A 14,971-nucleotide genomic window follows, 5' to 3' on the forward strand; every position below is an offset into this window, starting at 1 on the left:
AATGAGTAAGAAGAAAAAATATGAAGATTTGCTGAAAGATAAATCTTTATTTAAAAAAAATACAGCTTCTGGTTTGTTATCAAAAGATGCTAATTATAGAATTACCTTTGAAGATAAAAAATATTTTCAAGATGATATACCTATAGCTAAGATAAATATAAAACCACAAGTAAGACAAAAAATAGATACAGACTCTGAAAGCTATAGAGAGCTTGTAGAGAGTATTAGAAGAAGAGGGGTATTACAACCTATAATTGTAGTAAAAAGCGTTGAGAATGGAGAATACGAACTTGTAAGTGGAGAAAGAAGAGTAACCGCAGCTAAAGAATGTAGATATGAATTTATACCAGCTGTAATTTTTGAAGATTTAACGGAATCTGACATATTAGAAATTCAATTAATAGAAAATTTACAAAGAGAAGATTTAACCACATTTGAAAAAGCATTAGGATTAAAAACTTTAGCTGAAAAAATGTTTAAAGTGGACACTATTGATGAGCTAATTAAATTGTTATCAAATAAATTATTTTCCAAAAATAATAACTCTACTTCCACAGTGGAAGTGGACACAAATTATTCAATAAATTTACGTCAAATATATCGTTATGTGTTATTATTTGCTTTTCCTGAAGATTGTATTGAATTAGTTAAAAATAGTTCTAAATTTCCTGTAAGAGTTTTTGATATACTTTATAAATATAAAAATCATCCTGAAATAACTAATATTTTTAAATTAATAGCTGAAGGTAAATTAAACTCGACAAATTTAAATACATTTTTAAATAAATTAGATTCAAATATAAATAAAGAAGAACCAGCTAAAAAGAAAAGAATTAGAATTTATAACAAACTTAAAAAAATTGATACTAACTTTGATGAACTATTAAAAGATGATTTAATTGTTAAAGATAAAAATAAAGCTGAAGAAATTATTAAACAAATAGAATATAAATTAAATCGTTTAAAAGAGAAATTATTCTCAAAATAAAATTCTCTTAAATTATCTTAAAATATAGTTACTAAAATATGATTATTAAGTGGACACTTTAAAAAATCGTATAATTTTTTATTAATAAAAGAAATTTTAACTATCATATTGGTTACTTCCACAGTGGAAGTGGACACTTTTTCTAATTAAATTAAAATAAGTAAAAATATATTAATTTATATTATAAAGTTGTATTAAAAAATATTAAATATATCAATATATTATAAGTGTTTTTACTTAAAAATACAGTATATTATATGAAAAATAAGAAAATAAAAACAAAAATAAAAATATATGAATAATAATAAAATTAAAAAACAGATATTTAAAATTTGTATAGAGTAAAATAAAGTAAGGAGGTGCAGTATGAATAAAACAATTAATACAATAAGAATATTTTCCCAGTGAATGATTTTAATTTGTATAAAGAAGATTTTAAAAATAATCAGTAGAACTCTCTCAGAAGCTATAGTTTCGATTCTGAGCGATTTTTTATGCTACCCTATTTTTCCTATTAGACAAATTAAAAAAATGCGTTAGAAAGCAAATGAGGGCTTTATAATAAAAAGCCTACCTGACAAAGGTAGGCTATCATCAGGGGGTTAGAAAAAATCAATCATTAAAGAAACAATTTGCAAACTTTGTTTTTATATGATTTAGCTACATTTGCTATACCCACAATCTTTACAGGTATAGCAACCTCTGATCCCAGATTTTTCAATATTAGTACTACCACAATTATCGCATTCTTCTAAAATATCTGATTCATATTCATTAAACTTATAATTTTCATTATTTTCTGGACCGTTTGTTCCATTGCCATTTGTAAACTGAATAATTTTTTCTGGTTGATTAAATTTAATATCAACTATTGGTTTTGCATATTCATATACATGTTTAAAGAAATCCTTGTATCTTTTATGTAAACTTAATACATATCCAATTGCATCTGGTAATGATTTAATCATTTTAGATTGATCATCTTCTAATATGTAATTATAGGTTGGTGTCTGACCAGAAATTCCAGATAAAGAATCTATAATTGATTCTGGACTTAATCCTACTCGTAACCACTGAGATATTAACCTTCCTAAAGCTTCTGCTTGTGCTGATGTATTACTACCTGATTTACCTGTAGTAATTATACATTCAAAAGGATTACCTTTATTATCATAATTAATAGTAATTAATACTTTAGAAGGACCAATTTTAATTTCTCTTGTTAATCCAAATAGTATTTGTGGACGTTCTTTTTTTATTAAAACGTTTGGTATTTGAACTTCAGTATTTGTATTTTCTTGACTAATTTCCGAAGATGTATGTTTTTTTGGTTGTTCAATAACTGTTGTTTTATTCTTTTGGGATTTATAATATTCTAAATAAGCCTTCTCATCATAATTAAATTTCTTTGTAAATAAATCTATATCTATAGTGTTTAATACTTGTACACCTTTACTTTTATCACGATAAACAGTAATTCCTTTACAGTTTAGTTCCATGGCTTTTAAATAGATATTTGCAATATCCTCTTCTGTAGCAGTTTCAGGTAAATTAATAGTCTTACTTACAGCTGATTCAACATATTCTTGCCATTTGCTTTGAATTTTAAGATGCCAATCAGGTGAAATATCCATAGCTGTTTTAACATATTCTGGTATATTATTTTTATCAACAAAATGCTTTACAGAATCATTCCATACAATTCTTGTTCCAAACGAATCCTCTCTTATATAACCTAAAGAGAATAGGGGCTCTATACCTGAAGAACATCCAGCTATTAAAGAAATTGTTCCTGTTGGAGCTATACATGTAAGTGAAGCATTTCTTCTTTTTATATATTTATCTTTAATATATGTATATTCTTTTCTGCTTATTTTATTTTCTTTGTATAATTTTTTTACTTTTTCTAATAATTTATCTGCTAAAGGAAATACACCGTATTGTTCGCCATATTTTATGCTTGCTTCTTCTGTTTTTTCTTTTAATACAGAACCAACTGAATCTATCATTGTAAGTGCTTCATTACTATCATATGATATACCCATTTTAATAAGAGCATCAGCAAAACCCATTACACCTAAACCTATCTTCCTTGTTTCTTCTACAGCTTCAGTAATTTGAGGTAGAGGATAGTTATTAATATCAATTACATCATCCAAAAAATGAGTGCAATCTTCCACTACTTTAGCAAAAGCATCTATATCAAAATAAGCATTATTATGAGCATCAGATTTAACAAATTTAGCTAAGTTAATAGATCCTAAGTTGCAAGCTTCATTAGGAAAAAGTGGTTGTTCGCCACATGGATTAGTTGCTGTTATATTGCCTTTAATATATTTTAAATAATTGTATTTATTTATAGTATCAATATTCAATAATCCTGGGTCTCCACATATCCATGCTGATTTAACTATTTCATCAAATAATTGTTTAGCCCTAACTTTTTTAATAACTTTACCAGTATTAGGTTCTTTTAGTTCCCATTCTTCATCGTTCTTAATAGCTTCTAAAAATTTATTTGTAATACCTACAGAAATATTGAAATTAGTTAAGGTTTTATTGTCTCTTTTAATTTTAATAAATTCTTCAATATCAGGATGATCTACATTTAAGATACCCATGTTAGCACCACGTCTAACTCCACCTTGTTTTACATGCTCTGTTGCACTATTGTAAATTTGCATGAAAGACAATGCACCACTTGATTCACCTTTTGTACTTGAAACCAGAGCACCTTTTTGACGTAATTTTGAAAAGTTAAATCCAGTACCACCACCTGATTTATGTATTAAAGCAGTATTTTTTAGCGTTTCAAAAATACTTTCCATGCTGTCATCTATATCAAGTACAAAACACGCAGAATAACACATATTATTACTATCAGCATTTACTAATAACGGAGAATTAGGCATAAAAATACCCTGAGCCATTAAGTTGAAGTAAGTTACATATTTTTTTATAAAATTAATATCCGTTACATAATTATTTAAATTATGATATTTAACAAATTTTGCTGATGCTACTTTGAAAGCTACTGTGTGAAAAACGTCTAAAAAAGATTTATAATAATCTTTTTTATTTCTTTTTTGAAATATACCTTCAAATAAAGAATCTGTAGTACTGCCAAGATCTAATTTCTTATGTAATAACGAATAATACTCATTTACATGCTTATTAATATATTCCCAAAATGCAACTCTGTTTAGTAAATATTCATCTGGAGACAAAACATCTTTTTTTGAGTCAATAACATTGCTTCTCATATTATTACCCCCTGTAATTTTTTGGATTTTGTAAATACTATAGAGTTATTACCATTCCATCATTTTTTTGGAAATATTCATTTGATGGATGGCTGATTGTATATGACACGTCTTGTGTTTCATACTGCTGTATTGTAGTATCTATAATATTTAATATATTTTTTACTACTTCTGAGCACTCAACGTAATAACTTGATTTTGTTTCTAAATTCATAGTTATTTCTATTTCAATTAAACTACCAATAATAGATACATCTATATCGCAAAGACTTGTAAAATTATCGTCAATATAATTTTCTATGTTAGTATATAAAAGTTGCTTTAACTCTTTGTTTTTCACTAACTGCTTGTTTGTAATTTGAATCCTGCCAATAGCATATTGACATAGTGTATCATTATTTATTTCAACATCACTCAATGTTATATCATTAACCTCAAATGCTTCATATATTAATTCTTCATAGTAATAACCAGATTTATACATTTTATAAACCTCCTTAACTTAGTGATAGTAATTATGTTCTGTATAATATTTATAACAAATATATTTTTATTATTTATGTAAAAACATCTAACTATTAAAAAGAGTCAAATATATCAGTTATTTCAACTTCATCTATACCATCGCTATTAGCTTTATTATTATCTTGTTCTACTACCTTAATCTTAAACATATCATCATTATTATCATTATCATTATTACTAATTTCTAATTCTTCGTTACTATTTATATTTGACTCTTCTTCATTATTTTTAATCATATTAATATTCGTATTTTCGGTTATATTATTTAAATTTGAGTTATTATCTTGTATGTTTATTTCAGATTCTGGTAATAAATTTATTGTAGTATATAAATCATGAGGAACTTCTGTTTCAACTTTATTTTTCTTTGGTCTACCACGCCTTTTTTTAGTAACATTATTTTTTATTTGTTCTTCTTTTATTTTAATTTCTTCTTCCGAAAGATTTTGATCTAATTCTTGAGTTTCTTGAGTTTGTTTTAAGCTGTACTCTTCTACTGTTTTGTCTTCAATAGTAAGCTCTTCCTTAAATTCAATTGTTTTAGTGTAATAATCTATATAAGCAATACACTCCTTATTCTTCTTACCATGTCTAACTTTACCTGATTTATATCTCATTAAATTCTGTTCATAATCTTCAGGAGACTGTGATAACAATAAAACAAAATCACTACGCATAATTATAATTGAACTATCAGCTACTGAATCTAACTCAGTTTTACCTGTTTTCCATACACCTTTGTTAGTCTGGTGAGCTGTTATTACAGGTGTTCTGAAATATTTAGCCATCCTTTTCAAACCTCTAGCTATATCACCTACATTACTGTAAATATTAGAACCACCAGATAACTCTGCTAACGCACCTATATAATCGATGATAATAAACTCAATAGGGTGTTCTTCATGGATATTATTATATTCTTCGATAAATTCCATAATATCTTCAACTGTAAATTGAGATTTTCTCGCACCTTTATTAATAGCTTCATGAATTATTAAGTCATTTCCGTATTTTATCTGTATTTCTTTTAATTTTTTTAAATAACCTTGAGGGTTTTCTCTTATTTCATATTCTGTTTTTTGATTAATAATTTGGGTAATATATAACAAAATATCATTATATTCTTCTTCTAATGTAAAAAAAACTACTGTTTTACCACTAGCGAAAGCTTTAGCTGCAATATTTGATAGGGTAGTAGTTTTACCTGTACCAGTTGGAGCTACAATGGTTGTTAATGAACTCCTGGTTACTCCACCACCAAATAACCTATCAGCTACTTCAAAATTTGTAGGGATCCTTGTTTTACTATCAAATAGATCATTAGAAAAAACCAAATCCTTTTCATTAATTTTACTTAATTCGAAAGAATTAATATTAATTTTAAATACTTGTTTATGTAATAAACTTACTTCATTTAAAAGCTTTCGTATTTTTTCTTGATCTGGTACAGGTTTGACAATTTCATTATTAATTTGTTCTAAAGCTTTTTTTATTTGTTCCTGTTCTAAATATTCTTCTATAACTTTAATAAATTCATCAATATCTATTTCTTTATTGATAATTAATTTGTATTCTTCTTCTATTTGTTTAATATAAATATCAAAATAAGGAATAACACTTTCTAAAAATTCATTTATATCTGTTATATTATGTATTTGTCTAAAATAATTAAAATATTTACTTTTTAATAATATATCAGGATTAGATTTTAAATAATTTATAAGATCCATCATAGTTATTTTGAACTTTTCAATTTCTATTTTTTCAGAAACATTCTTATATAAAAGTGATAATGCATAAATAAAAAATTGATATGATGGATGCACTTTTAAATTTAGGAAAGGTAAACCATATTTTTTTAATATATTTTTACTGTTTTTATATATTATAATCGCAACTAATCTATTAAGATTCAAAGAAAGATAATTCATTAAATCCCCCTAAAATCTTATTTTCTGTAATTATTATACAAATATTCTTATTAAATGTCAACTAAAATTTATAGTTAAATAAAGTGTTTAAAATTTAGATGCTTAAAAAAAACTATTAAACCGTTCTAATTTGTTTAAATTTTTAAAATACTGGCTCCATATTTGCTCTAATAATTTAAAAAACAACAAACTAAAACCTTTAGGTGTATTCTGTTTTTTAATATTTATTTGATATTCTTTATATGCATACACCAAAAAATTAAACACATAATAATATTTTTCTTCATGCTTATTATCTTGTGTTAGGATTATAATGTCCTTTTCTACATTTTTTTTATAAAAAATATAAATAAAAAATAAGTAGAGTTCTTCAAAATATTCAGTATAAACTGAATTACCAATATATTTCTTCATTTCAGCCATTAACTGTATAAATTTTTTGATATCCTTTGCATACTCTATGAATTCTTTTTTATAATTATCATCAAGTACATTTTCTAATATTTGTTTAGTTAAATTATTATTAATATTTAACATATATTTCTTTTTATAAGCAAATTTTTTTAAACTATAAATAACTATTGGTACCACAATTAATACAATCATAAACAAAGTTACATAATACGATAGTCCGTTTATAGTCATAACTAACTCTTTTTGTTTTAATTGTTTTTATTCATATTTCTAATAGGTATTAGCACTTTAGATTTTCCTTGTATTTGTAACATTTCTGATTCGCCAAACATTTGAAATTCGTTAAAATAACCAATATGAGTAGCTAACATTTGCAATAATTGAAATGGATTAGTAACTTCAATACCAAATTTATCTTTTAAATAAGATGCATAAACATCATAAAAAACTTTAAAAAACTCTTCGAAATCTACAAATTTATCACTTCTGGAACCATCATTGATTTCTATTAGATAATCATCAAATTTACCTTTTAATTTATCCCAAATTGTAGACAAGTCATGAGATTTGATAAACTCATATAAAGCTATTTTCCTGAGACGTTCTGATTTCCACATTTCTATGAATTCTTCATGTGAAACTACGTGTTTTACATACTCTGGACAATAAGCTAATAAAAATATGATTCCATCAATTTTAGACTGCCTTCTGCTTTCAGCTGCATTGCCCTCCGGATAAGTCCAATCATAATTAAATCTTGTTCTTATATCTGCTAATTTACTAAATTCATAAATAATATCCTCGTCTGAAATACGTTCAGCATCTTCAGGAAATAAATTTTCTACGATATCATTTCCTTCTTTATCTTTCTTATATAGTTTTTTAATCCCAAATTTATGTAAAATAGTAATTGCTTTTTGCTTTGCTTTTATATAATCAGATTCACCTTCCTTTGAAATTTCAACTATTTTATCAAAGTCTAAATCATTTACATCTACCGATGATGGATCTGACTTTTTCTCACTGTCATCTGAATCAGTAGTAAGAAATAAAGGTAAAATAAAAAATATACCTGATACTATATATAATAAAGTTCCATTTAAATGGAAAAATTTCTGTCCTATTATATAAGCTATTCCACTAAATATTATAGATATTACTAGCTTCACATTTACCCCCTGTTTTTACTTTATATCTACTTTTATCCTTTGTATTCATCGTTATCTTTATATTCACTAACTTATAAACTTATATCCTGGTTATTTAAATTAATCCCATAATTATTAGTTAATTGATTTCGTGCATTCATATTCTGTATGTTTTCTAATTGTGTATAAATCTCTTCAAAGACTGGCAATAAAATATCAATAGACAATTTCCCCATATTTTCAAAAATGTTATAAACTTTTACATTTTGTATATTATATTGTGTTTGTAATATACTTGCTAAGTCATTTATACTAGTATTTATCTTTTGTAAAATTTTCGAAAACTTGTAACCACCTTTACCAGTAGTATTAACAGTTTGTTTTCTTAGACTTATTAAATAATTTAATAATTGTTCATCTGATAAGTGATATTTCCTTTTTAACACTATATATTCGTGAAAAAGATTAGTTTTGTAACGTATTAAACTCATTTTTAAATAATCATTAAACTGATCTATAGGTATAAACTTATTTATTAAGTTTCCATGGTTATGATTATTTTTATACTCCTCTTTAAGATTTGATAATATTTTTTCATGATGCTGAATAAAATAATTCATTTTATTAGTTAATTCAGAAATCTTTTCAATAAACTCTATGTTTTCCATCATATAATCGCCAAAAGTTCTCGTTAAATAATTTAACATAAGTATACCTCTTAAACTCTATTTTAAATTCTATTTATTAAAATTTATTCTGCCATGGTAAATACATTAAATAATTCTTTAAATCGGTTATCAAACAAACCCAATAACTCTAAAATACATAAAAAGAATTCATCTATTAAACAATCTTTATTTCTTTGTTTGTTTATATACCTATAATATTTCTGACATATAAAACGTACATGTTTAGTATATAAGGGTAGGGTACCATCTAATACATCAACATTTAGTTCAATAGATATATTTTCTGTTTTTATTATATTTGATGTAATAGAATGAATATGTTTAAATAGATTTAAAAAAGTATTACTACCATGATTTTTCCAATAATCATACCAATCTGCTTCCACTGATTTACTTATAAGCTCTATTAAATGTTGTTTTATGTCATCTTTATATTCCCAATTATTTAAATTCAGAAGTTTATGACTAAATATCAAAAGATTTAATCTCTTTGAATTTAGACTCTTTATAAGATTTAAAATATCATGGTTATTAGTAAAAATAGCTGAAAATAAATTATACTTTTCTGAATTTAAATACCTAGTAAATTCTTTAAATTTATTAGCATCAATTAGTGAGTCCAAAAGATTTGTATATAAGTTTGTATAATATTTATTAAGATAATTAAAAATATTAATATATTGTGCATTAATTATTATTTCATTTAAAATATAATAAAGTAAAAATATTAACTCAACACCATTTACAAATTTGAAAAAATCACTACCTATATATTGCTTTAATCCAATATTTTTTAATTGATATAATAAAGCTATTTTTAAATAATTACCTAAAGATTCTCCAGTTAGATAAACAAATATTTCCTGTTGTAAGTTATTAGACGGAATAGTTTTTATTAATTTAAAATAGTTTTCTAACGCACTACCTATAAATGAAATATAATTATTAATAAATACAAAATGATGGTGAATAAAAAGAATTAAATTAAATAAGTAATTAAATACAATATAAAGAAAAAAAGTTATGATAAAAAAATGACAAGCTGCTAAAATATCTTTTTTAATTGTAATTTCTTTACTAGCATTTTCATCAATAAGGTTATCCAAAGATACTATGTCTTCCAATTCAGAATCTAGTCTTTTAGAATATTCTCTCATTAAGTCTAATAAATTAGTAACTAAAATAAATAACTTGCTATTAGAGTTTTTTAAACCAAGAGCAGTTAACCAATCAATTAAATCTCTTAAATATATTATTAAATTATCTACTGGGATTTCGTCTCGTAATGTAAAAACCAAATCATCAAAAACCCTATCAAAATTTACTTCTTGTTCTTGCTTTTCTTTTAAATGATAAACAACATGTTTGTATATATGATTTACTATTAAATGATTAATAGTATAAAATGTATCATGAAACGTAAATAAAGATATATAAACACGCAAATAATCTTTAGCCTCTTTTGAGAAAACTGTGTCTATGTAGACAGGGAAATACATATTTACGCAGCTATCTATAAATTTAAACTTACTTTTTTCATTTTTGCTTATATTCAATTGCTCAGAATCTATAGATCTTAAAGCACTATCTAAATTAATGTAATTTTCATTTTGATTACTAATTATAGTATTATACAAAGACAAAAATTTTTGTATTAGAGAATCATCTGTTATGTATTCAGGAACATCATCTAATATTTTAGCAAAAGCTTTTTTATATTCTCTGCATACAATATCAGCCAGATTAATTGAATTATTACAGTTTAATTTTGAATCTGTATTTCTCAAATTTATGCTCCTTTTATTTTTTTATTTTAATGATATTAATGTTTACCATCTTTTTTAGAAAAATCATTTACAGTGTTTACTAACGTATTTACATAACTATCTAGTGCTTTATCTACTGAACCTTGTGGTATACTTTTATTTAAGGTCTCAATATCTTTTTCTATGTTTTTTTGTAAAATAATTTTATTTCGTTTAATATCCTCTTTGTGAGATTTAAAAAAGTTGATTACCGCCTTAGAAACAAATACTACTGCATTTCTAACAAATGTATAAGCTGTATTTAAATACTGTTCTTGTTTAGAAATGGGTAAGCTAAAAAAAAGAAATAATATTAAAATAACCATTAATAATCTTTTTACAAACATATTATTACTCCTGTTTGTATACTATATTTAATTAATAATATTAACTTATTATGTAATATAACAAAAAATAAATATTTTTTTAATTTTTATTTTAAAGCTAATTCGTTTCTATAATAAGAAATTATTTTTTTATATAAGAATTGCATATTTTCTACTACATTATAAGCATATTGAATACCTAATTTTGAATTATGATGATAACGCTTTATCATTTCAAAATTTCCTATTTTACGATTAGATTTTTTAATTTGATTTAGTATTTGTCCTGTAAAATCAAATGCATATTCAGGTATAAAAACCAATAAAGGATTAATCTTTGAAGGTTTAATCCAATATTTATAATTAATTTGTGTTATCCCTAAGTCAATATTATTAGTATAATTTAAAAAATAAGTTAATAGTTTAATTATACTGTTTTTATTTGATGCAATTATACCTAAAGGTGTTTTAAGTTGAATTAAAAAACTAATATTATGATTTTTCTGCTTTAAATTTAAAAATTTCTTTTCAATCAAAGAATAAAAGTTTACTATTTTATGTAGTATTTTTACTTTAGAATTATACGTCTTTAATATCAAGTTATAATGATATTGTTTTTTTATAGTATTATCATATAAAATAATTCTTATTTTACAGTTATTGTTGATCAACCTGTAATAATTAGTATTATCTTTAATACTACTAAAAATATAATAAAAAATACCTAAAAATTTATTAACATCTGTTATAACACTAACTTTTTTATTAAATTTGTTTATATTTATAGTATATGGCTGTAAATGAGACTCCTGATAAGCAATACCTAATAAAATAAAAGGATTAATATTATATTTATTACCTATTACATAAGCTATATTATAAAAATGTATAAGTTTATTTTTTTCTATAGTATTATTTTTAGCATAACTACTAGATACAATAGTAAAAAATACTAGAGAAATAGATAGTATTGTTCTTGTTAATACTTTTCTAAACATAATATTTAAACACAAATAATTGTTTTATTTAATAACTATTTCTAAAAAATTATTTAAAAACTATAAGCATATCTAAATTTTGTATTTCTTCCATTAAATTATTTAATTTATCTGATATATTTAAATCTTGAATTACATAATTTGGTTTTTCAAATATTTGGTCTATAATTATATAACCTTCTAAAGTTGCCGTTCCATTATTTCGTAAATCATATGCATATTTAAAAGTATCTAATTGAGGGTAATATGTAAAAGCTATTTCTTTATTTAAAATTTTATTGATGTCATCATAATAATTAAACAAATTAGCTTTGATTTTAAAGTTTTCAAAACGTACTGTATAATGATTGTTTGACTTACCAATTGACTGTATATCTACAACTTTTCCTTTAGCACCAAAGCTTGGTTTTGTAAAACCATTACCAAAAGGTTCTATTTCATGTAAACTTAAAATATTTTTTACATCTAAAAAATAATCTGGAGATAATAAAACATCAGTTTCATAGGTTTTTTTAGTACTTATTTCTACAGGAATTTTAGAAGTTATATTTGTAAAATCTGCAACAAATTCTTTGAGATTTTCATATTTTATTGTTAGACCAGCTGCTTGTTCATGACCGCCAAATTTTTCTAAATGAAAACTGCATCTTTTAATAGCCTCATATAAGTCAAAACCTTCAATACTACGACAAGATGCTGTACATGTTCCATCATTATCTTTTGATAGAATTATTGTAGGTACATTAAAATTGTTAGCTAACTTGCCAGCTACAATACCAATTACACCTTTATGCCAATTATTACCTACAGCTATAATACGCTTTTCTTTAGCTATTTTTTCTAAATCTATAACTCCATAAATTAACTCAAGAATTTCCTTCTCTTTGGATTTTCTTTCGTTATTTAAAGTTACAAAATAGTTAATTTTACTGTTTATATCTCTTTGATTATTAGTAACAAAAAGATCCACTATTTGGTTAGCTTTACTTAATCGTCCTACAGCATTTAATACAGGAGCTATTTTAAACGCTATTTCATCAGAGTTAATTTGCTTTATATTTAAAATATCTTTCATATAATACAATTGAGGGATTTCTTTTTGTAAAAAAGTATTATCATTTAATAATTTGAAACCCTGTCTAACCAATACTCTATTGTAATTTACTAAAGGAACTACATCTGCTATAGTAGCTATAGCTGCATAAACACTATATTTATCCATTTCATTTAAACTCAATAATTTTAATTGCTCATTTAAATAAAGGGAAAATAAATAAGCCAGGCCAGCCCCACAAAAAGGAGTTTGATAACGATTAAAGAAAATATCATCTTCACGTCTATGATTTATTACTTTTGCATATTTAAATATTTCACTATCACTAATTGTATGATGATCTATTACAATTGTATCTACATTATAATTCTGTTTAATATGTTTTATCTCATTTAAATTGGTAATACCACTGTCTATCGTGACAAGAACATCATATTTATAAATATTATATAATTTATCCAGCATGTTTTGATTTAAACCATACCCTTCAGCAAATCTATCTGGAATATGATAAAATACTTTAAATTTACTATTTAAATTTAATCGTTTTACGGCTTGTAAATACTTATATAAAATAGTAGTACCCATAGTACCATCTACATCATAATCTCCCCATAACAAAATCGTTTTGTTTTGTTTTATAGCTTGAATAATTATATTAGCGGAGTCTTGAATATCTGATATTTGGTTTAAATCTTGTATTATTTTATAAAAGTTATCATTAAAACTATTTTGTATTGTATCCACAGTAGTATAATCTCTTAATAACAAAATCAATAAATTTAAAAAATTGATATTTAATTTTTTACTTAATGCGTTTAATTTACTAATATCATTTTGCCTTAATTTATTTAAAATTAAAGTAAAATTAATATCATTCTTGAGTAAATCCATTTCCACCACCATTATCTTTATTATTTTTATGATTTATAGTATTTTTATTGTATTTAATATTTTTATTTAAATTTGATTTTATAATTAAATTATCAAAACTTAAACGATCCTTTAGCTTGTTTATAGCATTTTTATTTATTTGCCTAATTCGTACTTCTGTTACATTTAATAAATGAGCTAAACAAGCAATTAAATCTTTTTTTGTTTTTTTATTATAGTAGTACAATATATCATCTTCTGTTAATACTCCTTCAAATATCAATAAATTCATTAATACAAAAAACTCTTTAGCACTTAAAGTATCAATAGATAATTCAACAATTTTCTGTTTTAATCGTTTATTAATAATATCTTCTTCTAATTGGTTTGTAATCAATTCATCACTCCACAAGATTACACCTCATTATTATTTTTATTTTATATTGTTTCTATTTTAATGGTTTTAAAATATATACATGAGAGCTATCAACTGGTATTTCTATAGTAGAATCTCCTGATACCGAAGTCTTTTTATTAAAATAAGGTAAAAATATGTTCATTATATATGTTTTAGGATGTATATAACATATTATATCAGCACTCTGAATATTAGGCGTCCTCAATATAGTATTATTGATTTTAAATAGTAATTCATTGGTTTGATCATTATAATCTATATAATAGTAATTACCAGGTAATAACCTAATAATATTTTTATAAACTATCAATGATTCTTCCGAACTTATTTTTTTTACAATAAATAAATTATATAATAAAGGTTTCTTTGTAACATTATTTATATTACTATAAAAATTCAATATTTTGTACTTATAAAAATAACTAACTGCAGAAGCATGACTGTTTGAAATTAAAGCTATTATAAAAAGTATTCCTACTATTAATTTTAATTTATTAACCAAAATTCGTTTCATAGTTTATATCTCCTATTTTTTAATA

The 14,971-nt window shown here is 23.6% G+C and carries 13 protein-coding genes; 1 reads left to right on the forward strand and 12 read right to left on the reverse strand.

The features are described from left to right. Window position 1: 1 nt before the first annotated feature. Window positions 2–988 carry a ParB/RepB/Spo0J family partition protein gene (locus DEFDS_RS12815; RefSeq protein ID WP_013009045.1) on the forward strand — a complete coding sequence of 329 codons (987 nt, stop codon included), beginning with the start codon at window positions 2–4 and terminating at the stop codon, window positions 986–988. Between the two features lie 656 nt (window positions 989–1,644). Here DEFDS_RS12815 and DEFDS_RS12220 read toward each other — a convergent pair. From DEFDS_RS12220 to DEFDS_RS12275, 12 genes are all read right to left on the reverse strand, one after another. Next, window positions 1,645–4,251 (reverse strand): adenosylcobalamin-dependent ribonucleoside-diphosphate reductase, encoded by a 2,607-nt coding sequence (locus tag DEFDS_RS12220; RefSeq protein ID WP_013009046.1) that lies wholly within the window; start codon window positions 4,249–4,251, stop codon window positions 1,645–1,647. 37 nt (window positions 4,252–4,288) lie between these two features. Then, a complete protein-coding gene (locus DEFDS_RS12225) occupies window positions 4,289–4,735 on the reverse strand; it encodes a hypothetical protein (RefSeq protein WP_013009047.1) in 447 nt (148 codons plus the stop codon). Between the two features lie 94 nt (window positions 4,736–4,829). Continuing rightward, window positions 4,830–6,707 (reverse strand): DnaB-like helicase C-terminal domain-containing protein, encoded by a 1,878-nt coding sequence (locus DEFDS_RS12230; RefSeq protein ID WP_013009048.1) that lies wholly within the window; start codon window positions 6,705–6,707, stop codon window positions 4,830–4,832. 102 nt (window positions 6,708–6,809) lie between these two features. Beyond that, the gene (locus DEFDS_RS12235) at window positions 6,810–7,352 is read right to left on the reverse strand and encodes a hypothetical protein (RefSeq protein WP_013009049.1); all 543 of its coding nucleotides are present in this window, start codon (window positions 7,350–7,352) and stop codon (window positions 6,810–6,812) included. Window positions 7,353–7,369: 17 nt separating this feature from the next. Continuing rightward, entirely contained in the window at window positions 7,370–8,290 is a 921-nt protein-coding gene (locus DEFDS_RS12240) for a hypothetical protein (protein ID WP_013009050.1), read from the reverse strand. Window positions 8,291–8,361: 71 nt separating this feature from the next. After that, window positions 8,362–8,976 (reverse strand): hypothetical protein, encoded by a 615-nt coding sequence (locus DEFDS_RS12245; RefSeq protein WP_013009051.1) that lies wholly within the window; start codon window positions 8,974–8,976, stop codon window positions 8,362–8,364. Between the two features lie 44 nt (window positions 8,977–9,020). Then, the gene (locus DEFDS_RS12250) at window positions 9,021–10,745 is read right to left on the reverse strand and encodes a hypothetical protein (protein WP_013009052.1); all 1,725 of its coding nucleotides are present in this window, start codon (window positions 10,743–10,745) and stop codon (window positions 9,021–9,023) included. A gap of 35 nt (window positions 10,746–10,780) precedes the next feature. Further along, window positions 10,781–11,110, reverse strand: coding sequence for a hypothetical protein (locus DEFDS_RS12255; RefSeq protein WP_013009053.1), 330 nt, complete (start codon window positions 11,108–11,110; stop codon window positions 10,781–10,783). Between the two features lie 86 nt (window positions 11,111–11,196). Beyond that, complete coding sequence (locus DEFDS_RS12260) at window positions 11,197–12,087, reverse strand: hypothetical protein (protein ID WP_013009054.1); 891 nt, start codon at window positions 12,085–12,087, stop codon at window positions 11,197–11,199. 49 nt (window positions 12,088–12,136) lie between these two features. Next, window positions 12,137–14,035 (reverse strand): single-stranded-DNA-specific exonuclease RecJ, encoded by a 1,899-nt coding sequence (locus DEFDS_RS12265; protein WP_013009055.1) that lies wholly within the window; start codon window positions 14,033–14,035, stop codon window positions 12,137–12,139. Continuing rightward, a complete protein-coding gene (locus tag DEFDS_RS12270; protein WP_153801549.1) occupies window positions 14,016–14,411 on the reverse strand; it encodes a hypothetical protein in 396 nt (131 codons plus the stop codon). Before DEFDS_RS12270 ends, DEFDS_RS12265 begins: the two co-directional genes overlap by 20 nt. Before the next feature lie 52 nt (window positions 14,412–14,463). Continuing rightward, window positions 14,464–14,946: a hypothetical protein gene (locus tag DEFDS_RS12275; protein WP_013009057.1), complete on the reverse strand. Its 483-nt coding sequence runs from the start codon at window positions 14,944–14,946 to the stop codon at window positions 14,464–14,466. Window positions 14,947–14,971: the final 25 nt, after the last annotated feature.

The organism is Deferribacter desulfuricans SSM1 (assembly GCF_000010985.1).
GTDB lineage: Bacteria > Chrysiogenota > Deferribacteres > Deferribacterales > Deferribacteraceae > Deferribacter > Deferribacter desulfuricans.